A 24,049-nucleotide genomic window follows, 5' to 3' on the forward strand; every position below is an offset into this window, starting at 1 on the left:
CAGCAGTCTTGGCGTGTCGCCGAGATCCGGCTTCGGGAAAGGGATTTCACATGCATGACGTGGTGATCGTGGGCGCCGGCCCAGTCGGTCTTCTGCTCGCCTGCGAGCTCGGTCTCAGGGGCTGTTCCGTCCTCGTGCTCGAACGGGAGCCGGAGCCCGGCTCCCCGTGGCGGGCCGCGCCCCTCGGGATGCGCGGGTTGTTCCCCGCGTCGGTCCAGGCGTTGCACCGTCGCGGGCTGGCGGAGCCGTTGCTGGACACACCGGGCGTGCCGGGGCTGGGGCGGCCTGGCGGGGCAGGTCATTTCGCCGGGATCGTGCTCGACGCGGCCAACGTCGACATCGACGCGCTGCCGTTCCGACTGCCCAGCACGGTGCCGGAGGTCGTGATGACGACCCTCGAAGCGGTCGAGACGGTGCTGTCCGAACGGGCCGTCAAGCTCGGCGTGGAGATCCGGTACGGCGTCTCGATCTCCAGCGTCACCCAGGACGACGAGACCGTGGTCGTGGGTGACGGCACCGACGAGTACGCGGCGCGCTGGGTCGTGGGCTGCGACGGCGGACGCAGCGCGGTGCGCAAGCTGGCCGGCTTCGACTTCGCCGGCACAGAACCCACCTTCACCGGCTACGTCATGCTGGCCACCGTCGCCGATCCCGGACAGCTCGCGCCGGGGTTCACCCTGACGCCGGCGGGCATGTACGTCCACATGCCCACCACCGGGCACATCGGAATGATGGACTTCGACGGCGGAGCGTTCGACCGCTCGCAGGAACCGGCCCGCGACCACCTCCAGGCCGTGCTGCGCCGCGTGTCCGGCCTCGACGTGACGCTGACCGACGTCCGGCTCGCCTCGAGCTTCACCGACCGGGCGAAGCAGGCGACGACCTACCGGCGGGGACGGGTCCTGCTTGCCGGAGACGCCGCGCACATCATGTCCCCGCTCGGCGGACAGGGCCTCAACACCGGCATCGGCGACGCCGTGAACCTCGGCTGGAAGCTCGCCGCGACCGTGAACAATCAAGCGCCGCAAGGACTTCTCGACACCTACCACCACGAACGCCATCCCGTCGGCGCCTGGGCGCTCGACTGGACGCGCGCCCAGGTGGCGATCATGCGGCCCGACCCGCACGCCCAGGCGATCCAGGCGGTGGTCCGGGACCTGCTCGCGACCCGCGACGGAACGACCTACGTGCTCCGCAAGATGTCCGGGCTGTCGGCCCGGTACGACCTCGGGAGCGAGCAGCCGCTGGTCGGGCACAACGCCCCGGACTTCTGCCTCCTGGACGGCACGCGCCTCGCCGACCTGATGCAGGACGGTCGAGGCGTCGTGCTCGACTTCAGCTCCGAACAGCGCCTGGAAGGTCCGGCCGCGGCCTGGCAGCGCGAACTGCGGTACGCGGCCGGACCCGCCGAGAACGACTTCGGGCTCGGCGCCGTGCTGATCCGGCCGGATGGCGTCGTCGCCTGGGCAGGTGATCGCGTGCCTGACCAGGATTCGTTCGAACGCGCGGTCCGCCGGTGGTTCTAGCGACAGAGCTCTAGCTGGTGGTTCAGCTCCTCCAGGTCCGCGCCGGGAAGCGCGAGGGCCGCGTCGAAGTCACGCATCGCCAGCTCCGCCTGCGCACAGGCGAGGTAGGCCATGCCGCGGTTGAGCAGGACGTCCGGGTCCGCGCCGACGACGTCCAACGCCTGGGTGAGGTCGTCGACGGCCGTCGCGGCGTGGCCGAGCCGGAAGTGGGCGACCGCGCGGTTGACCAGTGCGGCGGGATAGCGCGGGTCGCCCGCCAGCGCGGCGTCCAGGTGGGGCAACGCCTGTTCGGGCTGGTCCTGTTCGAGCTCGATCGTGCCGAGCATGGCGAGAAGGCGTGGCTCGTCGGGGGCCAGCACGAGTCCCGCCACGACGTCCGCGTGCGCCGCCGCCACATCTCCGTTGGAGAGCAACAGTTCCGCGCGGGTCAGGCGGGTGTCGACGTCGCCGGGCTCCATCTCCAGCACGTAGGCGAAGTCGGCGAACGCGCCGTCGACGTCGTCGACCGCGAGCCGCGCGGTTCCCCGGTTGTAGTACAGCTCGGGGAAGGGCGGGCCGATCTGCACGGCGCGGTCGTAGTCCGCGAGCGCGGCGTCCAGGTCGCCGCGCTTGCGGGAGATCTTCGCCCGTTCGCTCAGGTAGTCGGTGTAGAGCGGATCGAGGTCGATGAGCTCGGTGAACTCGGCGTAGGCCTCGTCGGAGCGGCCCAGCGCGGCGTGCAGGCGCGCGCGGTTGTAGAACAGCTGCGAGCGGTGCAGCACCCACTCCTGGTCGTCGAGCTCGTCGTCGAGCCGCGCGATGCCGCCGTCGACCAGTTCCAGTGCCCGCGCCAGGTTGCCCCGGTGCATCTCGACCAGGGCCAAACCGTTGGCCTGGAACACCTCGTACGTGCGGCGCTCGGCGGGGTCGGGCAACAACGACGCCAGCGCGTAGGCGTTGTTCTGCCAGCCGACCGCGGCCTCGTGGTCTCGCGGGACGAAGAACCTGGTGTGCAGCATGGCGATGCCGTAGCTGGCCGTCATGTGCACCTTGGCGTCCGTGTACCGGGCGCGCAGGTCCATGTAGAGCTCGAGCGACTCGGTCAGCCGGTCCAGCGCCACCAGCGCGGAGGCCGCGTGCTGGGTGAACCTGAGGTACTGCTTGCCCTGGCTCACCGGGTCCGTGACCACGCGGCCCCGGATGCCCAGGTCCACGACGGCGGCGGAGAACCCGGTCTCCACGCAGAACTGGAACGCCCTGTCGAGCACCTCCTGGCCGCGGCCGTGCGGGTCCTCGCCACGTTCGCGGTGATAGGTGACGGCGCCGATCACCGTGCCCCAGTCGGCGCCTGGTTCCAGCTCGTCGGCGCGCTCGTCGTGAAGCCGTTGCAGCACAGCGGGGTCGGCCGCGTGATAGGCGTCGATCTCCGCCTGGCTGTCGCTGGTCCCGTCGGATCGGACGTACGCGGCGACCAACTGCTGCTGGCTGCGGTCGTCCTGTTCCGGCCGGGCCTCGCAGGACATCTCGTCGGCGACGCGGTCCAGCACCTCCGCCAGCTCGTCCGCGATCCGGTCCACTGTGGACACGACAACCCGTAAGGTGGCTGGGTCACAACGCCGGGCGAGCAGTGCGACGAACTCGCTCGTGGTCGGCTCGGCGGCGTGCATGTCCTCGAACACCAGGCACAGCGGTGCATCCCCGGCTTCCGCCCGGCGAGCGGCCAGGTCGATCAGGAACGTCACCACGCCCTGGCTCATGCACCGGATCATCTGCGCGCCGTAGAACCGCGTGCGCTGGGAGAACGGCCCCGCCGACGCCAGTGTCGACGGCGCAGGGCCGATCAGTTCCGCCAGCTCCGGGATTCCGTACAGCAGCTCGACGTGGTGCTGGGCGACCAGTTCGGGCCACCGTCGCAGGGCGTCGGGCAGCAGCGCCCGCAGGATCGTGTCCACTCCGGTGTACGGGCCGCGCAGCCGGTGGTGGCAGACCGCCGTGATCACACCGGCGTCGCCCAGCATCGACACGAGGTGCCGCTGACGGTCGGCACGCCGGGCGCCGCGCAGCCGCAGATGCCGCTGAGGTGATGACATGTCAGCTCACTTCTCTTCCGATCCGGCGCTTGCGCCGGGCGAGATGGGCGACCAGCACCAGCTGGCCGACGTTGATCACCAGCGAGACCACCGCGTCCCAGAAGTAGAGGTCCAGCCTGCCGCTGGTGAGGTTGCGGCCGACGATCTCCACGTACTGCAGGACGATCGGCAGCGAGCCGAACACCGCCAGCGACAACATCACCGCGATGCCCAGCACGACGAACGGCCCGTACCACCGACCGGCCCTGCGGTCGTGCTCGGTCCACTGCCCTTCGTCCACCACTCGCTCCGGACGGCCGAGCGCGCGCCACATCCTGTTGCGCAGCAACGTGACGCTGGCGTCGTGCAGGTCGTGGCAGCGCAGCGCGGTGGCGAACACGTAGTAGAGATCGGTGCGCAGGTAGAGCTGGAACTGCCAGACCAGGCGCATCACGACGGTGAACCCCAGTGCGATGGCCACCCTGCCGGTCAGCGACAGCGCACCGCTCGCGTCGCGGGTCGTGTGCGCGAGCAGTCCCAGCAGGCCGAGCACGACGACGTCGGCGAGCATGCCGGACAGGAACGGCAGGTACCGCTTGCCGCGCGCGACGCTGAACAGGCCGTTCATCCGCGTCTCGAACACCACGTACATGAACCGGTTGCTCATGCCGAGCTTGCTGGGCAGGCCGAGCCGCCGGCCCGACAGGGTGTGGAAGCCCTCGTGCAGGAAGATCAGCGGCAACTGGCCGAAGGTGATCACCAGCTGCACGACCAGCGCGGACTGGACGAAGAAGAACTGGCTCGGGTCGGGCAGCAGGTCGTCGTGCCGGGCGCCGAGCATCAGCCACGCCACCGTGATCGCGAGGTAGAGCACCCAGGCCAACGGCGAGAACGCCGCCGCACCCAGCCGTTGGAACCGGACCGGGAGTGCCACCGCGACGGGCTCGCCGTCCCGCACGAACCCCAGCTCCCGCAACGTCTCGAGGAAGTCCTCCATGTCGATCGGCTCGCCGAACTCCGACTCGTACCACCGGGCCGCGGTCTCGGGCGACATGCCGCCGGCCATCTGCCCCAGCAGCGCGGCGCCGTCGGCGGGCAGTACCGCGTAGGAACCGGTGTCCAGGCGGCCGACGACCGTCTCGTCACCCTCGGGGACGAAGCTGAGGTCGTGGAAAAGCACGGGCGTGTCGCCGCTCATTGCGCCTCCCGATGGCCGGGGGCCGCTGTGCGCGGCCCCCGGCTGGCTCAGCTGATCAGGCCTCGACGCTGTACGGGCACTTGCAGGTGGCCGTCGTCAGGCGCACGTCGCCGGTGCGGCGGACGGTGATCTTCTTCATCTTGGTCGTCGTCTTCATGGGGTTTCCTCCCTCGAAATCACACGGCGCGAATTTCGGCCGCACCAAATTCCTAACACGCCGTCCACCGCGTTCTGCGGCAGCAGAACAAGTTCAGAACAGGAGGAGAACACCCCGATACGCCCTCTGAACAGTACCCATAGAAGATCCTGCTACCTCGTCCCCCGTTCGGCTGATGTCACGTTTGGGGCCGACTGTCAGGATCAGGCGCGTCGAACCGGGGAGGGGAAACAATTGGGGGTCGTCAACAAACTGCTGGGCCAGGAACTGCTCCGTCTGCGGCTCGAGCGCGGACTGTCGCTCCGCAAGCTCGCACGACAGCTGGGGATGACCGCGCACAGCGGGATGGTGGACTACGAAAGGGGAATCCGGATCCCGCCGCCGGATCTCATGTCCACCTACGTCCAGGTTCTGCGACCGGACGGCAACTACCTCAAGCAGCTCTACGACGCCGCCATGGCTGATCGCGCGCAGCAACGGGTTCTCACTTCGCTGCAGGCCGAAACACCGTTGGGCGCTGCTGACCTGGAATGGGTCGCCCGGCAGTACATGGAACAAATTGCGGCTTTGAACGGCGTGGTGCGCGCTTTGGAAGAACTCACGAGCAAGCTCTGCGCCATCATCACTTAGGCATTCGCCGGAATTCCACCGCATCCTCGTAAAAGGCTCAGTCCCAGTGGGGTGCACGTGTGCCAGACGGCTTTGCCGTCACGCCGGCTGGTGATCAGGTGGGAGTTCCGCAGCGTCTTGGCGTGTTCGGACACCGACGACTTGGCCATCCGCAGTCCGCGGGCGAGGTCGGTGGTCGTGCGGGGCTGAGTGAGCTGATGCAGGATCCGCCCGCGACCGCGCCCGAGCAGAGCCGCCAGGGCGTCGTCCGGCGGTGAGCCGTCCAGCAGTGGCAGGGACGTGAGAGCCGGGTAGACCAGGACATCGCCCTCGGGGTACCGGCCGGCCAGGGGCCGTCCTGTCCAGAACACCGACGGCAGCAGGATCAGGCCGCGGCCGTCCAGCTGGAGCTCGGCCTCGTCGGGGCGGTCGATCTCCAGGGTGGTGCCCTGCCAGCGCGCTCCGGGAACGAGTCCCGCCAGGGTGACGCGAAGGCCCTGCTCGGCCAGGAGCCGGCCGCGCCAGGCCTGCTCGGCGTGGAAGCCCGCGTGGATCCGTTCCCAGGCTTCTCCCACCAGGTGCCGGTATCCGGTCCGCACGGCGCGGACGAGGTCCTGGCGGGCTTCCCTGTCCCCGTCGGCCAGCAGCCGCACCCACGGCAGCGGCCGGCGGCCCGGCGCGTGGACGCGTTGCAACTCGGCCCGCACCGACGAGGTGGAAGCCGACTGGATCAGGTCCAGCCCCTCGTCCAGCCGGCGGGCCGGTGGGTCCAGGAACAGCGGTCCCTTGGCCGTGGCGGGCACAAGGTCGAGCAACGGCCCCATCGCGCGCGGCAGCGTGCGCCGGCGCCACTGGGCGAAGAGCGGGTCGTGACGACGTAGCGCGGCCGTCGCGAGCGTCAACTCGATCAGCGGCGCGGGCTCGCTCGCGACCGTCACGCGCAGCAGATCCTCAGCGGTGAAACGAACTCGAAGCACATCCGCCCCCGATGCCCTCTGGTCGCGCCACCGTTCGGCTCAGGCCGAACAGAATGCGTTCCCGTCCCCCGCCCCCCAACGCTGTGGCGAACGGGAGCTCTCGGCAAGAACTATCTCGTACTGAGGGGATCATTGTGTTCAGAAGCCTTCGAACGCGGATGGCCGACGCGGGTGTGGTCGCAGGACTCGTCCTGTCCCTGACCGTCGCCGCACCCGCTTCCGCCGCCACGACCTTCTACGCGTTGACCAACAACGAGGCCGCCAGCGCCTTGGTGCGCTACCACTACGACAAGTGCGACAAGAACGGCTACTGCCACATCTCCGTCCAGGAGGCGCAAGTGTCCGACGGCTCGGCGGACAAGTGGCGGGGAGACGGGTGGGGCGGCCAGCTGTTCATGCACTACAAACCGGACTCGGGAGGCACCTTCACGGAGGTCCTCGCCACGGCGGTCGACGACGGCTGGGGCTTCAGGCCCAACTTCGAGCGCACGGGATACAAGGACGTGTGGTTCGACGTGTGCAACCACGAGGACAGCACCGACCTGATCGCGTGGAGCTCCTGCGTCCGGCTGCACAAGTAGGAGCACTCGCGCCGACCGCCCGGCAGGTCGATGACCAGCCGGGCGGTCTGGTGCCTACGAGGCGAGCGGGATGTCACCTCCGACGCCCCACTGGGTGGTGAACTGGCCGCGCACGTACCAGTTGCCCTCCCACGGACGCCACACGGCGAGGTCGGTCACTCCGTCGCCGTTGTAGTCACCGGGAACCGGAACGTCACCGCCGACACCCCACTGGGTCGTGCTGATCCCACGCACGTACCAGTTGCCCTCAGAAGGCCGCCACACAGCCAGATCCGCGACGGCATCGCCGTTGTAGTCGCCCACAACGGGAACGTCACCGCCGACGCCCCACTGGGTCGTGCTGATCCCACGCACGTACCAGTTACCTTCAGAAGGACGCCACACAGCCAGATCCGTGATGCCATCGCCGTTGTAGTCAGCCGCAACGGGAACGTCACCGCCGATGCCCCACTGCGTCGTGCTGATCCCACGCACGTACCAGTTGCCTTCGGACGGACGCCACACGGCGAAGTCCGTTACACCGTCACCGTTGTAGTCACCGGGAACCGGGATGTCGCCGCCGATGCCCCACTGGACCGTGCCGATGCCACGCACGTACCAGTTGCCCTCGGACGGACGCCACACGGCGAAGTCCGTTACACCGTCACCGTTGTAGTCACCGGGAACCGGGATGTCGGCGCCGATGCCCCACTGCGTGGTGCTGATCCCGCGCACGTACCAGTTGCCCTCCCACGGGCGCCACACCGTCAGGTCCGTCGTCCCGTCACCGTTGTAGTCGCCTTCCGGACCCCAGCGGGTGAACAGCGAGTACAGCAGCCGGTTCGGCGATCCCGGGCCGGGATCGCCGACCACGCCGGGCGTCGCGTTGCGAACGATGGCGTCGTGCACTCGCTGGGCAGGGGCCGCGGGATGCCGTTGCAGGTACAGCGCCGCCACACCGGCCACGTGCGGGGTGGCCATCGAGGTGCCGCTGATCGTGTTCGTCGCCGTGTCGTTGGTGTTCCACGACGACGTGATGCCGACGCCAGGTGCGAACAGGTCGGTGCAGCCACCGAAGTTCGAGAACGAGGCCCTGGCGTCGTTGGTGCCCGTGGCGTTCACCGTCAGGGCCTCCGCGACCCTGGCAGGCGAGGTCTGGCAGGCGTCGGCGTTGGAGTTGCCCGATGCCACGGCATAGGTGACGCCCGACGCGATCGAGTTGCGGATCGCGGTGTCCAGCGGGTCGAACGCACCACCGCCCAGGCTCATGTTCGCCACCGCCGGCCTGACCGCGTTGGCGGTCACCCAGTCCACACCGCTGATCACACCGGCGAAGCTGCCGCTGCCGGAGCAGCTCAGCACCTTGACCGCGACGAGCTGAACCGCCTTGGCCACACCGTATTCCGCGCCACCGATCGTGCCCGCCACATGCGTGCCGTGGCCGTTGCAGTCGGTGTTGTTGCCATCTCCCGTGGTGTTGGTGCCCCAGCTCGCACGTCCGCCGAACGTCGTGTGGGACACGCGGATGCCGGTGTCGATCACGTAGGCGTGCACGCCCGCCGAGGTCGGCCCGTAGTTGTAGCGCTGGTCCAGCGGGAGGTTCCGCTGGTCGATCCGGTCCAAGCCCCACGACGGCGGGTTCACCTGGACGGCGTCCGCGGTGACCACGGCGTCCTGGTACACCGCCGCGACACGGGGGTCACGAGCCAGCGACTTCGCGTTGGCCGCGTTGGACTTCACCGCGAAACCTTGCAGCGCGTGCTGCCAGCTCGCGGTCACCTTCGCGTTGTACTGCTTGGCCAGCGAGCTCGAGCTCGCCGCCGCCACACCGTTGCGGAGCACGACCACGTACTGGTCCGCGATCGCCTTTCCCGCCGGTGCGGCGATGACGACGCCTTCTGCCGCCGAAGCCGTTGCCACGCCCGTCGAAAGCCCGGTCGCCGCAACGACGATCCCTACAAGCGCACGCCGTATGGCGCGTCTGCCCGAGGTCTTCACAAACGCCCCTCTCATCCGAGACAAGCCTTGTGCAGGTGCACGGACCGCGATCGGCCGATCGCGGAACGGAACCGCGCACCCGACAGGAAGTCGTCGCAGCCGAGGTTTCGTAACCGGAAAATCTGGGTATCGGCCCAAATGACTCCGTCGGGACCACCTGGTTACGCGAGGTGCCCGTCGCGTCCCGGCGCAGACAGCAGCGAGAGATCTGGTCCTTTCGCTGTGCACGACGAACGCGCGCATTTGCGACGGGGCAACCTTTTCCTTACCCCTACGCCGATCGGCCGTCGCCGTGCGACCGGGAGAGGATCTAGGTTTGCAGGTGTGACAGGCCAGGGGGAACCTCACTTACCGCGTTTGCTCACACCGGGCGTCGGTGTGCTGCTCGGCTTCGTCCTGGTGGTCGGCAACCCGTGGCTGAACCGGGACATCATCCTCGCGCTGTCCGACGTGGAATCGTCCATCCGCATCGCCGACGTGCTGGTCTCCTATCCGAGCTGGCACGTGAACGACCACCGGGTCGGTCCATTCCTGTTCTGGTTCATGAACTTGCGGACCGTGCTGTTCGTGGCGCTGGCCATCGCGGGACTGGCGAAGGTGCCGCGCTGGGTCAGCCCGGCTGCAGGCGGTGTGGGCCTGTTCGTCACCACCGTGGGAATGACGACGCTCAGCGCGGTGACCGCCGGGCTCGTCTCCGCGACGGCGGCGGTGACGCTGCTGGACTCGCGATCGGTCCTGCCGTTCATCTCCTCCGACCGGCCGGAGGAGTTCCTGCTGGCCCAGCTCGGCTCGTCGGCCTCGTTCGGCCTGATGTTCGGCCTGGTGCTCGGCGCCGTCGCGGTCATGCACCGTCCCAGCCCCGTGAGCCGGGAACGCCGTGTCACCGCACCGAAGTCCTTCTGGTGAAGGGGACAGATGACCCAGCCGACCGCGTTCTCGCCTGACGACACGACTCGGTACCTGTGCGTCGCGGCCAGGACCGACGAGCGCTTCGCCGAGCGGATGACCAAGGCGCTGCTGAACGACGACCTGCACGCGGCGGCGCCGTCGGTCGGGTTCTCGCTGCGCCCTGTGCTGCTGCACGCGCTGGCGGGCTTCCGGCAACGCAGGGTGCGGGACTGGGCCCTGCTCGTGGCGATGGCGCTGGCACTCGTCGTCTCTCCACTGTGGACGATCCTCGCGCTGCTGGTGATCCTGCCGGTCGGCGGAGCTCTCGCCCGGCGCGCCGGGGAGTCCCGCCGGCTGCGTGACGTCGCGTTCGCCTTGGTGGCGTTGGTGATCCTGCTGTTGGTGTCCGTCTCGATCGTGTCCGCGCTCGGCGACGCCCCGGACGCGACGCGCAGCCGTCCCACGCCGGAGCCACCGGTCGACGAATGGCTGGTCGGCCTGCCGTGGCTCGCATTGCTGACGAGCGTGGTGATGTACGCGCTGATGGTGTGGAGCGAGTGGCAGACCCGCCAGACGTTGCTGAGCGGGCTCACCCGGCCCGCGTTCCGTCCCGAGGAGGCGCCGCCGCTGCCGTCCGGGCTGGCGTGGCTCGCCGACCGGCTGGAGGCGATCGACGACGCCGAACGCGGCAACGTGACGGTCTACGACGGCTTCACGCCGTTCATCGGTCACGGCCCGCTCGTGTCGACGTGGTCGTTCGCCCTGCCGTTGCTGCAACGTGATTCCGACGCGGAGAACGTGGTACCGCTCGACACCGCCGACCTGGTCGCCCACGTCCGCGACCAGCTGGCCGGCGTCGGCGTGGAGCCCGACGAGCTGCCGGGACTGATCCTCAGCGAGCGCGCCTTCGTCAGCGGCAACGCTCTCACCATGCACCCGGCACTGCTGCCCGAGCGCGACCAGGCGCCCCGGCAGCGGCTGTCCGACGAGGACCTCGCCCAGCTCGCCGCCCGCCCGCACGGCTCGGCACGCCACTACCTCTGCGCGCAGGTCCCGTCGTGGGGCGGCGAGGTGGTCGCCAGCACGTTCCTGCACTTCTCCACCGACGGACGGCTGCTCTACCTGCAGTGCGACCGGACCGTGCTGGGTCCGTTGTGGAAGCAGTACCACGACGTCGACCGGATCAGCCCGGTGCTGACCGTGGGCGCGGTCGCCCGTCTGCTGGCCAGGGCGGCGAGCGGGGTGGCCGGCGCGGTGCCGCGCGCTCCCGTCCACGTGCTGCGCGACGCCACCTTCCACTGGCGCTGGGAACGGCGCCGCACCGTCGAACGGGCGATCGCCCGGCAGGACCTCGGCTACAACTACGGCGCCCGGTTCAGTGTCCGCGAGGACGCCACGGATGCCAACTACCACAACTACTTCCAGAAGACCGACGCCGCCAAACACCTCAAGCTGATCGAACGGCACGTGCTGGCCACACTGCTGGACTTCCTCGACGAGCGCGGCGTCGACACCACCGAGTTCCGCAACCGCCAGATGACGATCCTCAACCAGGGCGTCATCCAGACCGGCGGCATCAGCCACGTGGGCAACCAGGCCGTCGGCAGCGAGGCCACCGCGACGGTGCAGTTCCCCTCCCCCGAGCCCGCCGCCGGAAAACCGGCGTGACAGAAGGGAAACCAGTGCCGGAGAACTCCCCGAACTACGGCATCCAGCAGTCCGGCGGCGTCAGCAACGTCGGCAACCAGGCCGTCGGCCCGCACGCCCGCGCGATCAGCCACGGCCTGAGCTTCACCGCCGCGCCCGGCGAGCTGATGGCCGAGCTGATGACGTTGCTGGAACGGCACCGCGCGGAACTCCCCGACGCCGCGGACGAAGCCGACGCGGCCGCCGAGGAGTTGCAGGACGAGCTGGACGCGCCCGAGCCCGATCGCGGTGTGATCGCGCGGACGCTCGAGCGGCTCACCAACCTGGTGAAGCCCGTCGCCCCGCTGGTCGAGACGGTCGGCGAGATCACCAAGGCGGTGGACTCGGCGTTCGGCAGCTGACCACCACCCGGCCCGCTGTCGCGTGAGTCAACCTGCGAGCCGATGGTCCGGGTGCAGCCCCTCCAGGAACAGGTGCGCCGCGCGCTGCCCGCTTTCGAACAGCATCTGCTGGTCGCTCTTGGACAGGTGGAAGTCCTGCGGCGAGACGGTCCCGGTGTCGACGAACATCGTCCGGGCGTTGACGCCGTCGCGGTCGAGCCGGTGGCGGTTCCAGTCGCCGGTCAACGTGTACAGGCAGCTCAACGCGATTCCAGGTGACGTGCGCACGGGACGGTCCTCGCCCGGCACCGGCTGACCGGACAGCTTGACTCCCCAGGTGGGCCACCGAGCGGCCTCTCCGTCGGTGCGGTCGAACACCGTGATCGGGAAGTTGGCCAGCAGACCACCGTCGACCCAGGTGCAGGTTCCCCGTTCGGTGGCGACCTGGATCGGCCGGAAGTAGAACGGGATGGAGATGGACGCTCTGACAGCGTCGACGACGCGCTGCTCGTCCGCCTTCAGTCCGTACGACGGGTAATCCCACGGAAGTCGCACCAACGCGCGGCGCGTGAGATCGCTGGCGTGCACGACGAGCGAGTACTTCTGGTAGTCCTCCAACGATCCGCCGTGGTCTGGAATTCTCAGGTCGGCGAACGTGCGCACGCCCGCGTCCTCGAGCAACGGGGTCAGCCATTCCACCAGGTAATCGCTCTTGTGCGATCCCCCGTGCACAACACCGGACACCAGGTCGCCGAGCACGCCGGCGGCACGCTGCGGCCACGGCTCGCCGGCGAACCGCCTGTAGTCCAGGTCGTGCATCACGTCGACGAGCTGGCGGAGATCCCGGCCGTCCTTCTGGTACGCCGCAACGAGTGCCGCGACGATCGCGCCCGCGCTCGTTCCGGCGATCCGCTGAAACCGGTGACCCGCCTCGTACAGGGCGAGCACCGCGCCGAGGAGCCCGATGCCCTTCACCCCCCCGCCTTCGAGCACCAGGTCCACTGACTTTGCCTCAAGCACCGTGCTCCCCCTTCTCTCATCCGCGTCTCACGAGGAAAGGGAGCTCGCGCGGACCTTTGATACGTGGCCGATCACGTCGAGCCGTCGGCGCTTCGCGTCCACGACCGGGTGCCAAGGCTGGAATATCCGTCTCACACCGGGCACCGCGCGATATCTTTGTCAGCATCTTGTCGTGCCGGGGCGGGGTAGAGCGATGACCATGCCGGATGCAGCGTTGGCCTTCCGGCTGCTCGGTGCGGTCGAGATGAGCGTCGCCGGGCGGCCGGTGGAACTGGGGCCACCGCAGCAGCGCACGGTGCTGGCCTGCCTCGCGATCGAGGCCGGCAGGCCGGTCTCCCTGCAGACGCTGGCCACCCGGCTGTGGGGCGACGAGCAGCCCGCGGGTGCGCGGACCTCCCTGTACGCGCACCTGGCCCGCATCCGCCAGGCCGTCGAACTGGGCGCCGCCGACGCGGGCGCGAAGGTCGGCCTCGTGCGGCGGACCGGCGGATATGTGCTCGACGTCGACAGGGACTGGGTGGACCTGCACCGCTTTCGCAGGCTTGCCCGCGCGCCCGCGCAGACCGAGGCCGAGCGCGTGGCGTCGTTGCAGGCGGCCCTCGACCTGTGGCGGGGCGATCCGCTCGCCGGGACCTCCGGCGACTGGGCCGACCGAGTGCGCGACAGCCTGACCGGGGAACGGCTCGACGCCGTCACGCTGTGGGCCGGCGGGTTGCTGCGCCTCGACCGTCCCGGCGAAGTGATCGCCGCGACCCGCGAGCTCGTCGCCGAACATCCGTTGAGCGAGCCGTTGGTCGCGGCGTTGATGCGTGCCCTGGCGGTGTGCGGGCGTGAGGCGGAAGCGCTCGAACTGTTCACGGCGACCCGTGCACGGCTGGCGGACGAACTCGGTGCCGACCCCGGACAGGAACTGCGCGCGGTGCACGAAGCGCTGCTGCGCGGCGAGATCAGGCAGGTCTCGCCGGCGGATCGGCAAGCTCCGATACCCGAGACCGTGGCGCCGGCACCGGCCCGGCGCGTGCCCGCGCAGCTGCCCGCCGACGTGTACGCCTTCACCGGCCGCGAGCACGAACTGTCCACATTGGATGATCTGCTTCCCGAGTCCGGTGACACCTCGACGGCGGTGGTGGTCTCCGCCGTGTCCGGCACAGCGGGCGTGGGCAAGACCTCACTCGCACTCCGGTGGGCGCATCGAGTGCGCGAGAGGTTCCCGGACGGGCAGCTCTACGTCGACCTGCGCGGCTACGACGCGGAACGGCCGTTGACCGCCTCGGACGCGCTGGCCAGCTTCCTGTCCGCGCTCGGCCTGGTGGGCAACGACATTCCGCTCGACGTGGACGACAGGGCCGCCCGGTACCGCACGGAGCTCAACGGGCAACGAGTGCTCATCCTGCTCGACAACGCCGCGACCGTCGGCCAGATCCGTCCACTGCTCCCCGGCGCTCCCGGCTGCCTGGTCGTGGTGACGAGCAGGGACTCGCTGGCAGGTTTGGTCGCGAGGCACGGCGCCAGGAGGCTGGACCTGGATCTCCTGCCGCTCGCGGACGCCGTGCACCTGCTCGGCCGGCTGATCGGGAAGCGGGTCAGCGCCGAGCCGGAGGCCGCGGAGGCGTTGGCCGAGGAATGCGCGCGCCTCCCGCTGGCGCTGCGCGTCGCGGCGGAGCTCGCCGCCGCGCGACCGGAGATCCCGCTGTCGGAACTGGTCGAGGAACTGGAGGACCAGCAACGGCGGCTCGACCTGCTCGACGCGGGACTCGACCCGCACACCGCGGTCCGCGCCGTCTTCTCGTGGTCCTACCGCAACCTCGCGGAGGACGCCGCGGCGACGTTCCGCATGCTCGGCCTGCATCCCGGGCAGGACTTCGATCCGTACGCGGCGGCCGCGCTCTGCGACGTCAGCCTCACCGCAGCGCGGCAACTGCTCGACCGACTCGCACGCGTGCACCTGATCGACGGACATCCGCACGGCCGTTACAAGATGCACGATCTGTTGCGGGCCTACGCGAACGACCTCGCCAACGCGGTGTGCTCGGCGGCCGAGCGAGACGCCGCGCGCACCCGGTTGTTCGACTTCTACCTCGCCACGGCGGCGTCCGCAATGGACAAGCTCCATCCCGCCGAGCGCCACCGGCGCCCGCGCATCGCCGCTCCGAGCACGCCCACGCCCGACTTCACCACGTCCAAGCTGGCGAAGGCCTGGCTGGACGCCGAACGGGCCAACCTCGTCGCCATGTGCGTCCACGCCGAGGCACATGCCTGGCCCTCACACGCCGTCCGCCTCTCGAGCACGCTGTTCCGCTACCTCGACACCCGAGGGCTGAACGCGGACGCGCTCGTCATCCACAGCCTCGGCAGGCAGGCGGCCGTGCGGATCGGGGACAGCGCCGGTGAGGCCCGCACCCTGATCAACCTCGGGCTCATCCACTGGCACCACGGCCGCCACACCGAGGCGGTGGAACACCTGCAGCAGGCTCTCGGCCACTACGCCGACCTCAGCGCCGACGACGGACAGGCCGCCGCCCACAAGAACCTGGGCGTGGTGTTCTGGCGCCAGGGGCATTTCGACCGTGCCGCGGAACACCTGACCGAGGCGCTGCACACCTACCGGCGGCTCGACGACGTACTCGGGCAGGCCGAAGCCCTCGGCAACCTCGGACTGGTGTACGAGCGGCTCGGTCAGCTCGAAGCCGCGCTGGACCACCACCGGCAGGCGCTCACCCGCTTCGAGCAGGTGGGCTACCGGCTCGGAGAGGCCTACGCGTTGAACGATCTGGGCACCGTGCACCTGCTGCTCGGCCAGCCCTCGGAGGCGGTGCGGCAGCTCGAGCAGGCGCTCGACCGCTTCCGTCAGATCGGTCAACGCGCGGGAGAGGCGGAGGCGCTCAACGGCCTCGGGCGAGTGCTCTGCGCCAGCGGAGCGTTCGACGACGCGGTCGCCCGGCACGCCGAAGCGCTCGCCGTGGCGACCGAGATCGGCGAACGCTACGAACAGGCCGGAGCGCACACGGGCATCGCCGTCGTCCGCGAGTCCGTCGGGGACCTCGACCAGGCCCGCCGCCACTGGGAGACGGCGCTGGCCATGTACCGCAGCCTGGGGGTACCTGAGGCGGATGCGATACAGGCCCAGCTCGCCGCACTCGACGCGGTTCATCAGAAAGTCGGCTCGTAAGCCCTCCAGACCTCGGCCTTGCGCAGCCTCAGCAGGATCCGCTGCCTGGTCGGGCCGATCGAACCCCGCTTGATGCCCAGCACCACGCTGATCTCCTCGTAGGACATCGGCGGGTCGCAGAACAACATCGACAGCAGCCTGCGGTCCTGCTCGGTCAACGAGGAAATGGCTTCGCGCAACACGATCCGCTGCTCCTCCGCGAGCAACCCGGCGTCGGCGGGCAGCAGAGCGAGGTGCACGAACTCGTCCTCGCCGAACGGCATGTCCCTGGTCGTCCTCCACACCACCGCCAGGCACTCCCGCCGCGCCGTCGTCCGCAACCAGCCCGGCAACGCCGCCGGCTCGCGGATGCGTCTGATGTCGGCCAGCAGGTGCATCCAGACTCTGCTCGCCACGTCGTCCCTGTCCTCCGGAGACAGGCAGTACCGGCGGCAGATCGACCGGATCAGCGGCGTGTACGACCGCACAATCGTGTTCCAGGCCGACTCGTCACCCTGAACAGCGTCGTCCACCAGAATTTTCATGGCCATCTCGTCGCGCATGTTTTCCACCCTCAGACGGAATATTTCGGTTTCCTCGATCACCGATGTCTCAGGGTCGTGCGCCTGTCCTGCAAAAAACTTGCCGTGGTCTTGTCCTGATGTTGTTGTGCGCTCCGCTACGGGAACGTCACCAATGGGTCACTGGACCGATACACCGCCACTTCTCACACCTATGCCTGTATCACGGCGACAACGCGGCGCTACATACCAGTGGGGCCGCCGCGGCCACCAGGAAAGGTGGAGGTGTCACACCATGGGAGATACCGGCACGACCAAGTCCAACGCCGTCGACGTCGACAGGACGGAGGGCGAATTGACCGACGCGGGACAGGAGGACATCGTCGTCGACCTGCCCTACGTCGGCCTCACCGCCCGTCTCCTTCGCCAGCTCGACGTGGATGCCGACCCGGACCTGGAGAGAGTGAGCCCCGCCCTCGGCCTCGGCGTGGTCGTCGTGCGGGACATCAAGCAAGTGGCCGACCGGGTCGAGATTGATACCCCGGAAAGGCTCAAGCTGTTCAAACCGAGAGACACTCCCAAGTCGAATCTCGACAAAGTCCTCGTCTGGCTTCGCCAGGAGTTCCGGCGCATTGATCCAGAATGGGACATCCCGATCGGAAAGTGCCGCACCGTCCAGGGCGTGCACGGCACACCGCACATCGGGGGCGGCGGCTACCCGACGGCACCCGACCCGACGCAACTCTGTGCGTTCACGCTCGGTCCCGAAACCCAGCCGCACTCGAAGGTGAGGGTCGGCCTGGTCGACACACGGATCTTTCAGCACGAAAATTTCGGCGATCGGCTGAAGTTCATCGGCCTCGGCGAGCTTCGTCCGGTCGAGCCGTTCAACCACCTGGACCTCCACGGGACGTTCACGGTGGGACTGATCCTCGAAAAGGCACCGACAGCCGAAGTCGTCGTGAAGTCGGTGCTGCGCCACGACCTCGCGAAAGCAACGGTCTGGGACGTCGCCTCGGTGCTGACGGAGTTCCTCGACCAGAACGTGGAACTGGTCGTCCTGCCGCTGCTGTGCTTCACCGCTGACATGAAACCGCCGCTCGTCCTGCAGCGGGCAGTCACACTGCTGGTCCGCCACGGCATCTCCGTGATCGCCGCGGCGGGCAACCACGGCGAGAACCCTCCGCAGGACGGCAAGCCGACGAACACGTGGAAGGGCTACCCCGCCGCTTGCGCCGGGGCCACCTCGGTGGGGGCAACGGACACGAAGGGCGAGTTCCAGGCGACCTTCAGCCCCAAGCGTGCCGATTCCTGGATCCAGCTGGCCGGCCCCGGAATCGACGTGGTGAGCACGTCCGTGACGGGCGAGATCGAGTACGTGGAGATCGAGGGCATTCCGAAGCCCGACGACTGGCACCCCAAGTTCACCGGCTACGCCATGTGGAGCGGCAGCTCGTTCGCCACGGCCACGGTCGGTGGTGCGATCGCCGCGAAGCTCATCGCCGCGCAAGCCGAAGGTGTCGAGAAGTCCGCCGCCGACGTGATCGAGGAGCTGAAGGGCACGTCCCCCGATGAGAACGGTGGCATCGGGTGGTACGGAAGCCTGAAGCCGCCGCCCGTCCGCGTGAGCTGAACGCGCATCGAGTGGGTCCGGCGCCACACCGCCGGACTCACTCGGCTACGACTCGGCGATGACGACACCGGTGCGGGCAGCGCGTTGGAGACCCCAGTCGTAGAGGGCCTGCAGAGCGGGCCCCAGACTCCGCCCCTCCTCGGTGAGCGAGTACTCGACGTGCGGCCGCACCTCGGCCCGCGCCACCAACCCCGCGTCCTGCAGCTCCCGCAACCGCTGCACGAACATCTTCTCGCTGATGCCGTGCACCTTGCGGCGCAGCTCGCCGTAGTGGTGCGGGCGCTCCTTGAGGTGGGCGAGGATGACCGCGCGCCACTTGCCGCCGATGACGTCGAGGGCGAGCTCGACAGGACAGTGGTACATGGGCGCTCCTCACCAAAAGGTGCGTACTTGCCGGGTCTCGCGCTGGATGCTGGAGTGGGCGTCGTGATCAACGACCAGTCAACACCTTCTCTCTACACCTGGGCCGGTGGCGCGGAGGCACTGCTGCGGCTGACCGAGGCGTTCTACCGGCACGTCGCCGAGGACGAGCTGCTCGCGCCGGTGTTCGCTGGCATGGATCCCGGGCACGCCCGCTACGTGGCGTTGTGGCTGGGTGAGGTGTTCGGCGGGCCCGCCGCCTACAGCGAGGAGCGGGGCGGGTACGAGTTCATGCTGGCCAAGCACCTCGGCCGGGCCATCACCGAGGAGCAGCGCCGCCGCTGGCTGAACCTGATCATGGACGCGGCGGACGAGGTCGGACTGCCCGCCGACCCCGAGTTCCGTTCCGCGTTCGTGTCCTATCTGGAGTGGGGCACGCGGCTGGCGGTGCAGAACTCCGCGCCGGACGCCAAGCCCTTCCACGGGGCGCCCGTGCCGAAGTGGGGCTGGGGCGAGGCGCCGCCGTACCGGGGATGACGGTCGTTCACGGTTCGAGCAGGCCGGCGAACGTCCTGGCGAACAGGTAGGCGTCGCCCGGCCAGCGCGCGGACACGTAGTTGCCGTCCTGGACGACGAAAGCTGGTGTGTCGTCGGTCGCGGTGCCGCGGCGGGAGAGCTCGGTCGGACCGCGTTCGAAGGTCGCCCCGGCTGCCGTCACCTCGTCCTGCACGTACGCCGGGTAGGTGCGGTAGTAGCGGCCGCGGCGCCAGGCCGTGAGGTAGTACGCCGAGCGTTCCATGTACTTCGGCAGGCACGTCGTGCGGCGGCCGGCCAGGAGGCTGCGGCCGGTGCCGGGGTCCGTTGCCCGCGCCAGCACCAGTACGCCGTGGCAGATGGCGCCGACGGGGCGTTCCAAGGCCCAGAACTCGGCGACCTTCGCCTGCAGCGCGGTGGAACCGAGGTACTGGCGCATGCCGGGAGCGTGGCCGCCGGGCAGGACCAGTCCGTCGTAAGACTGAGGATCGATCGACGACCAGGCGATCGGTGCGCGGTAGGCCGCAGCCTCGGTCAGCTGGTGGTAGAAGCTCCTCGCCTCGGGCTCGGCACCCAACTGTCCGAAGAGGACACCGGTCAGCAGCAGAGGATCGGCCTGAGGCGGGCGGCCGCCGTGTTCGGTCGCGAAGACGAGCTCGTGGCCGGCGTCGGTCAGCAGGCGCCACGGCACGGCGACCTCGGTCACGTCGAAGTCGTGGTCGGGCAGCGGGATCAGGATGCGCACGGCGGTGATTCTCCACCAGCCAGGTGAAGAATCACCGCCGCGAAACGCTAGACCGGCCTCTGGTCCGCGCCGCCCAGACGCCAGCTCGGCTCGTACAGGCCACCGTTGTCGAACAGGACGTGGAACGACGCGTCCGCCGGGTTGTAGACCCCGTAGTCGGAGTTGCCGTTGCCGTTCCAGTCACCGCTCACCGGCAGGTAGCCCGGTCCGCCGAGACGCCACGTGGGGTCGTAACGGCCACCCCCGTCGAACAGGATGTGGAACGACGCGTCGGCAGGCCGGTAGACGCCGTAGTCGCTGAGACCGTTGCCGTTGAAGTCGCCGGCCACCGGCAGGTCACCCGGCCCGCCCAGACGCCAGCTCGGCTCGTACAGGCCACCGTTGTCGAACAGGATGTGGAACGACCCGTCGGCCGGGTTGTAAACGCCGTAGTCGGAGTTGCCGTTGCCGTTCCAGTCCCCCGCGACCGGGACGAAGCCGGGACCGCCGAGCCGCCAGGTGGGCTCGTAGCTGCCGCCGTTGTCGAACAGCACGTGGAACGAGCCGTCCGCCGGCCGGTAGACCCCGTAGTCGCTGAGGCCGTTGCCGTTCCAGTCACCCGTGACGGGCAGGTCGCCGGCCTGGCCGAGACGCCAGCTCGGCTCGTAGAGGCCACCGGTGTCGAACAGGACGTGGAACGACCCGTCCGACGGCCGGTAGGTCGCGTAGTCGGAGCTGGAGTTGCCGTTGAAGTCCGCCGAGTGCCGCGACGGGAAGTAGTCGTTCGCCGCGTCCCTGGCCACGGCCAGGTACTGGCGGTACGTGCCGTTCTTGTAGGTGCTCCAGGCGTTCCAGTTCGCACCGCCCGACGACATGCGGTTCGCCACCACGGCGTTGTAGGCCGGGTCCTGCAGGTTGCCGTTGGTGCCGTTGCGCCACGGGTCGTTGCGGTCGACCTGGATCTGCCACATCCCCTGGTCCGCCGGCTGCGGATCGTAGAAGTAGGTCTTGCACTTCGACTCGGCCATGCCGACGGCGATGGCCTCGACCAGATCCTCACCGCGGAAGCCGGCCTTCTGGGCGTGCTTCGCGCAGATCTCGGGGCCTTCCTCGCTCGCGACCGCGCCGGGCGCGGGGACGACGAGCAAGGCGGCCATCAACGGCAAAACGGACATCACAATACGTCTGTACACGCAATTCCCCCAGTTCATGAATTGAGCCGGACGATGCTAACGCGAATCACCTACTGTGTGGGCTTGTGACGCGAATCAGGCTGCTGGGGGCCGTCGAAGCGCATCGCGACGGGACGGCGTTCACCGTCAACCGGCCGTTGGTGCGCGGAGTGTTCGCGCTACTCGCTCTGCAGGCCGGGGAACCGGTCGGGGTTGAACGGATCATCGACGTCGTGTGGGACGAGGCGTCGTCGGAGGACGCACGCGGTCTCGTCCACGGCTACGTCTCCGCTTTGCGCAAGATGATCCGCCCCGCCGGAGTCGAGATTTCCCGGCGTGGTCCCGGATATGTCCTCGAAGCCGAACGCGACGACGTGGACGTCCTGCTGTTCCGCTCGCTCGTGGCCCAGGGGCGGTTGCGGGACGCGCTGGCGTTGTGGCGGGGCGAACCCCTCGCCGGCACGCCGCACACCACGTTCTTCGACGGCATGCGGACCACGCTGACCGAGGAACGCCTCGTCGCCGCCGAGCAGTGGGTGGACCAGGAGCTGGCGGCGGGCAGGCATCGGGAGGTGCTTCCGGAGCTCTCCGCGCTCGTGACCGAGAACCCGTTGCGGGAAAAGCTCGTCGCGGCGTTGATGCGCACGCTGTACCGCGACGGCAGGCAGGCGGACGCGTTGCGGTGCTACGACGTCACCCGCGCCCGGCTGGCCGACGAACTGGGCCTCGACCCGTGCGGCGAGCTTCGGTCGGTGCACGAACGGATCCTGCGCGGCGACGAGGACCTGCTCCACCCGGACAAGGTGCCGGCACCCGAACCGGTGCGGCCGCGCAGCGCGTTACCCCTGGACGTCGCCGACTTCACCGGACGTTCGCGCGAGCTCGGCCACGTGCTGGACGAGCTGCCGGGACCCGGTGCCACGGCAGTCGTGCTGATCGACGGCATGGCCGGCGTCGGCAAGACGACCCTCGCGGTGCATCTGGCACAACAGCTGCGCGACCGGTATCCCGATGCGCAGCTGTTCGCCGACCTGCACGGGTTCACGGCCGGTCGTGAGCCGGTCGATCCCTTCGCGGCGCTGGACGTGCTGCTGCGGTCGCTGGGCGTGCCCGCCGCGGAGATCCCGAACGACCTCGACCAGCGCATGACGGCGTGGCGCACCGAGCTGTCCGGGCGAAAAGCCGTGGTGGTGCTGGACAACGCGGCCGACTCGGAGCAGGTGCGGCCGTTGATCTCCGGTGCGCGCGACTGCCTGGTGATCGTCACGAGCAGGCGGCGGCTGAGAACCGTGCACGGCGCCGCGCTGTTGTCGCTGGACGTGCTGCCGGAGGACGACGCGCTGGCGTTGCTCTCCCGGATGCTCGGCGACCGGGTCGTGGCCGAGCCCGAGGCGGCGGGCGAGCTCATCCGGTTGTGCGGTCGTCTGCCGCTGGCGTTGCGCATCGCGGCGGCCCGGCTGCAGCACCGTCCACAGTGGATGATCGAGGACGTGGTCGACCGGCTGCGCGACTCCGGCGCGGACGAGGTCGCCGCCGCGTTCGCACTGTCCTATCGGGACCTCGGCGCGGCGCACCAGCGGATGTTCCGGTTGCTGGGCCTGCATCCCGGCACCGACATCGACGCGTACACCGCCGCGGCACTCGCGGGCGTGCCGTTCCGCGAGGCCGACTACGTACTGGAGGATCTCCTCGACCTGCACCTCGTCGAGCAACGCACGCGCGGCCGGTACACGCTGCACGACCTCGTTCGCGACCACGTGCGCACGCTGACCGAGCCGGACGCCGGGGCCACCGCCCGACTGCTCGACTACTACCTGCACGTCGCGCACTTCGCCGCCGACCTGCTGCAGCCGGGTCGCCGCGAGCCGGGACCCGAGGTCGCCCACGTCCCGGACCGGCTCCCCCGGTTGCGCGACAACAGGACCGCGATGGACTGGTTCACCGCCGAGCATCCGAACCTCATCGCCGCGGCCCGCTTAGCGGTGTCGTCCGGGTTCGACCGGGTGGCCGCCGAGCTGCCGGTGCACACCGGCCACTTCCTGATGATCACCGAACGCGTCGACGACCTGGTGGCGCTGCAGGAGCCCGCCGGGGTGGCCGCGCGCAGGCTCGGCGACCCGGTGGCCGAGTCGCGCAGCCAGTACCACCTCGCGCTCACCCGGTACGTGCAGTGCCGGTACCGGGCGGGCCTCACCCACGCGGACCGCACGCTCACGCTGGCCAGGCAGGCCGGCGACCCGATGCGGGAGAGCATGGCGCTGGTCGTGCAGGGCATGCTCCGGCACCGGCTCGGCGACCACGCGGGCGCGCTGGCCGCGTACGAGTCCGCGCTGCCGATCCAGCAGCACCAGAACAACTACCGGCACGCCGCGATCTGCATCGCGAACCAGGGCCGCGTCCACCTGAGTCTCGGTAAGCTCACCGACGCGCGCGAGCAGCTGGAGAAGGCGCTCATCAAGAGCCGGGAGATCGGCGAGCACAACGAGGAGGGCTCGGTGCTCGCGGCACTCGGCGCGGTGCACTCCAGGCTGGGTGAGCACGACCGCGCGGCCGCGTTGCTCGAGGAGGCGTTGACGCTGGCACGGGAAGCGGGCAACACCCACTACGAGATGCGCGCGCTGATCAAGTCGGCGGACGCGCGCCGCCGTGCCGGTGACGTCGCGGCGGCGTCGGCGTTCGGCGAGCAGGCGATGACGATGCTCGGCCACGGCCGCAGCGCGGACTTCCTCGCCACCGCGCACAACGTGCTGGGCGACATCGCGTTCGACCGCGGCGACCTGCCGGCCTCGGTCGCGCACCACACGCGGGCCCGCGAGCTGGCCGAGCGCATCGAGTTCCGCGCCGAGCTGGAGGCGGCCCTCGCCGGTCTGGCACGAGCCCGGTCCTGACTGCCAGGTTGTCACCAGGTTATCGCCAGAACGCATTTCTAGATTTCTTCCTGTCAGCCCG

Annotated in this window: 19 protein-coding genes; 10 read left to right on the plus strand and 9 right to left on the minus strand. The window is 69.4% G+C overall.

Annotated elements, in window-relative coordinates:
- Positions 1–50: 50 nt before the first annotated feature.
- Positions 51–1,526, plus strand: coding sequence for an FAD-dependent oxidoreductase (locus ABZ345_RS06735; RefSeq protein ID WP_359843707.1), 1,476 nt, complete (start codon positions 51–53; stop codon positions 1,524–1,526).
- On the opposite strand, the gene ABZ345_RS06740 is transcribed toward ABZ345_RS06735, so the two are convergent.
- Together ABZ345_RS06740 and ABZ345_RS06745 are read right to left on the minus strand one after the other, a co-directional pair.
- Entirely contained in the window at positions 1,523–3,595 is a 2,073-nt protein-coding gene (locus ABZ345_RS06740; RefSeq protein ID WP_359843709.1) for a tetratricopeptide repeat protein, read from the minus strand. The two genes, ABZ345_RS06735 and ABZ345_RS06740, sit on opposite strands and share 4 nt — an antisense overlap.
- Position 3,596: 1 nt before the next feature.
- Entirely contained in the window at positions 3,597–4,772 is a 1,176-nt protein-coding gene (locus ABZ345_RS06745; RefSeq protein WP_359843711.1) for a hypothetical protein, read from the minus strand.
- Positions 4,773–5,163: 391 nt separating this feature from the next.
- On the opposite strand from ABZ345_RS06745, the gene ABZ345_RS06750 reads away from it, so the two are divergent.
- On the plus strand, positions 5,164–5,559 hold the full coding sequence (locus tag ABZ345_RS06750) for a helix-turn-helix domain-containing protein (protein WP_359843713.1): 396 nt from the start codon (positions 5,164–5,166) through the stop codon (positions 5,557–5,559).
- On the opposite strand, the gene ABZ345_RS06755 is transcribed toward ABZ345_RS06750, so the two are convergent.
- On the minus strand, positions 5,556–6,476 hold the full coding sequence (locus ABZ345_RS06755) for a winged helix-turn-helix domain-containing protein (protein ID WP_359843714.1): 921 nt from the start codon (positions 6,474–6,476) through the stop codon (positions 5,556–5,558). The genes ABZ345_RS06750 and ABZ345_RS06755 overlap by 4 nt on opposite strands.
- 173 nt (positions 6,477–6,649) lie before the next feature.
- Here ABZ345_RS06755 and ABZ345_RS06760 point away from each other — a divergent pair, with 173 nt between their 5' ends.
- Positions 6,650–7,096 carry a hypothetical protein gene (locus ABZ345_RS06760; protein WP_359843716.1) on the plus strand — a complete coding sequence of 149 codons (447 nt, stop codon included), beginning with the start codon at positions 6,650–6,652 and terminating at the stop codon, positions 7,094–7,096.
- Between the two features lie 54 nt (positions 7,097–7,150).
- Here ABZ345_RS06760 and ABZ345_RS06765 read toward each other — a convergent pair whose 3' ends face one another.
- The gene (locus tag ABZ345_RS06765; RefSeq protein WP_359843717.1) at positions 7,151–8,995 is read right to left on the minus strand and encodes a S8 family serine peptidase; all 1,845 of its coding nucleotides are present in this window, start codon (positions 8,993–8,995) and stop codon (positions 7,151–7,153) included.
- A gap of 435 nt (positions 8,996–9,430) precedes the next feature.
- Between ABZ345_RS06765 and ABZ345_RS06770 the strand changes: the two genes are divergently transcribed.
- Genes ABZ345_RS06770 through ABZ345_RS06780 form a run of 3 tightly spaced genes read left to right on the plus strand, consistent with a single transcriptional unit; the run spans position 9,431 to position 12,009 of the window.
- Positions 9,431–9,979, plus strand: a complete 549-nt coding sequence (locus ABZ345_RS06770) for a hypothetical protein (protein ID WP_359843719.1) — start codon at positions 9,431–9,433, stop codon at positions 9,977–9,979.
- Positions 9,980–9,988: 9 nt separating this feature from the next.
- Positions 9,989–11,629: a hypothetical protein gene (locus ABZ345_RS06775; RefSeq protein ID WP_359843721.1), complete on the plus strand. Its 1,641-nt coding sequence runs from the start codon at positions 9,989–9,991 to the stop codon at positions 11,627–11,629.
- 14 nt (positions 11,630–11,643) lie between these two features.
- Entirely contained in the window at positions 11,644–12,009 is a 366-nt protein-coding gene (locus ABZ345_RS06780; protein WP_359843722.1) for a hypothetical protein, read from the plus strand.
- A gap of 27 nt (positions 12,010–12,036) precedes the next feature.
- Here ABZ345_RS06780 and ABZ345_RS06785 read toward each other — a convergent pair whose 3' ends face one another.
- Entirely contained in the window at positions 12,037–13,008 is a 972-nt protein-coding gene (locus tag ABZ345_RS06785) for a patatin-like phospholipase family protein (RefSeq protein ID WP_359843724.1), read from the minus strand.
- 193 nt (positions 13,009–13,201) lie between these two features.
- Between ABZ345_RS06785 and ABZ345_RS06790 the strand changes: the two genes are divergently transcribed.
- The gene (locus ABZ345_RS06790) at positions 13,202–16,177 is read left to right on the plus strand and encodes a tetratricopeptide repeat protein (protein WP_359843726.1); all 2,976 of its coding nucleotides are present in this window, start codon (positions 13,202–13,204) and stop codon (positions 16,175–16,177) included.
- On the opposite strand, the gene ABZ345_RS06795 is transcribed toward ABZ345_RS06790, so the two are convergent.
- Positions 16,159–16,719, minus strand: coding sequence for a sigma-70 family RNA polymerase sigma factor (locus ABZ345_RS06795; protein ID WP_359843728.1), 561 nt, complete (start codon positions 16,717–16,719; stop codon positions 16,159–16,161). The two genes, ABZ345_RS06790 and ABZ345_RS06795, sit on opposite strands and share 19 nt — an antisense overlap.
- Before the next feature lie 253 nt (positions 16,720–16,972).
- On the opposite strand from ABZ345_RS06795, the gene ABZ345_RS06800 reads away from it, so the two are divergent.
- Entirely contained in the window at positions 16,973–18,310 is a 1,338-nt protein-coding gene (locus ABZ345_RS06800) for a S8/S53 family peptidase (RefSeq protein ID WP_359843730.1), read from the plus strand.
- Positions 18,311–18,355: 45 nt separating this feature from the next.
- Here ABZ345_RS06800 and ABZ345_RS06805 read toward each other — a convergent pair whose 3' ends face one another.
- On the minus strand, positions 18,356–18,673 hold the full coding sequence (locus tag ABZ345_RS06805; RefSeq protein ID WP_359843732.1) for a helix-turn-helix domain-containing protein: 318 nt from the start codon (positions 18,671–18,673) through the stop codon (positions 18,356–18,358).
- Positions 18,674–18,700: 27 nt separating this feature from the next.
- On the opposite strand from ABZ345_RS06805, the gene ABZ345_RS06810 reads away from it, so the two are divergent.
- Positions 18,701–19,207, plus strand: coding sequence for a group II truncated hemoglobin (locus tag ABZ345_RS06810; RefSeq protein ID WP_359843734.1), 507 nt, complete (start codon positions 18,701–18,703; stop codon positions 19,205–19,207).
- Positions 19,208–19,214: 7 nt separating this feature from the next.
- On the opposite strand, the gene ABZ345_RS06815 is transcribed toward ABZ345_RS06810, so the two are convergent.
- Together ABZ345_RS06815 and ABZ345_RS06820 are read right to left on the minus strand one after the other, a co-directional pair.
- The gene (locus tag ABZ345_RS06815) at positions 19,215–19,949 is read right to left on the minus strand and encodes a type 1 glutamine amidotransferase domain-containing protein (RefSeq protein ID WP_359843736.1); all 735 of its coding nucleotides are present in this window, start codon (positions 19,947–19,949) and stop codon (positions 19,215–19,217) included.
- Positions 19,950–19,996: 47 nt separating this feature from the next.
- Entirely contained in the window at positions 19,997–21,121 is a 1,125-nt protein-coding gene (locus ABZ345_RS06820) for a hypothetical protein (protein ID WP_359843738.1), read from the minus strand.
- A gap of 65 nt (positions 21,122–21,186) precedes the next feature.
- Here ABZ345_RS06820 and ABZ345_RS06825 point away from each other — a divergent pair, with 65 nt between their 5' ends.
- A complete protein-coding gene (locus tag ABZ345_RS06825) occupies positions 21,187–23,988 on the plus strand; it encodes a BTAD domain-containing putative transcriptional regulator (RefSeq protein ID WP_359843740.1) in 2,802 nt (933 codons plus the stop codon).
- The last annotated feature ends 61 nt before the right edge of the window (positions 23,989–24,049 follow it).

Source organism: Lentzea sp. NPDC005914 (genome assembly GCF_040629405.1).
Taxonomy (GTDB): domain Bacteria; phylum Actinomycetota; class Actinomycetes; order Mycobacteriales; family Pseudonocardiaceae; genus Lentzea.

Bases quoted from the DNA above. Each gene is read 5' to 3' on its own strand.
- ABZ345_RS06745 (WP_359843711.1), bottom strand. From the start codon at position 4,772: ATGAGCGGCGACACGCCCGTGCTTTTCCACGACCTCAGCTTCGTCCCC.
- ABZ345_RS06740 (WP_359843709.1), bottom strand. From the start codon at position 3,595: ATGTCATCACCTCAGCGGCATCTGCGGCTGCGCGGCGCCCGGCGTGCC.
- ABZ345_RS06795 (WP_359843728.1), bottom strand. From the start codon at position 16,719: ATGCGCGACGAGATGGCCATGAAAATTCTGGTGGACGACGCTGTTCAG.
- ABZ345_RS06735 (WP_359843707.1), top strand. From the start codon at position 51: ATGCATGACGTGGTGATCGTGGGCGCCGGCCCAGTCGGTCTTCTGCTC.
- ABZ345_RS06775 (WP_359843721.1), top strand. From the start codon at position 9,989: ATGACCCAGCCGACCGCGTTCTCGCCTGACGACACGACTCGGTACCTG.
- ABZ345_RS06790 (WP_359843726.1), top strand. From the start codon at position 13,202: ATGACCATGCCGGATGCAGCGTTGGCCTTCCGGCTGCTCGGTGCGGTC.
- ABZ345_RS06805 (WP_359843732.1), bottom strand. From the start codon at position 18,673: ATGTACCACTGTCCTGTCGAGCTCGCCCTCGACGTCATCGGCGGCAAG.
- ABZ345_RS06800 (WP_359843730.1), top strand. From the start codon at position 16,973: ATGGGAGATACCGGCACGACCAAGTCCAACGCCGTCGACGTCGACAGG.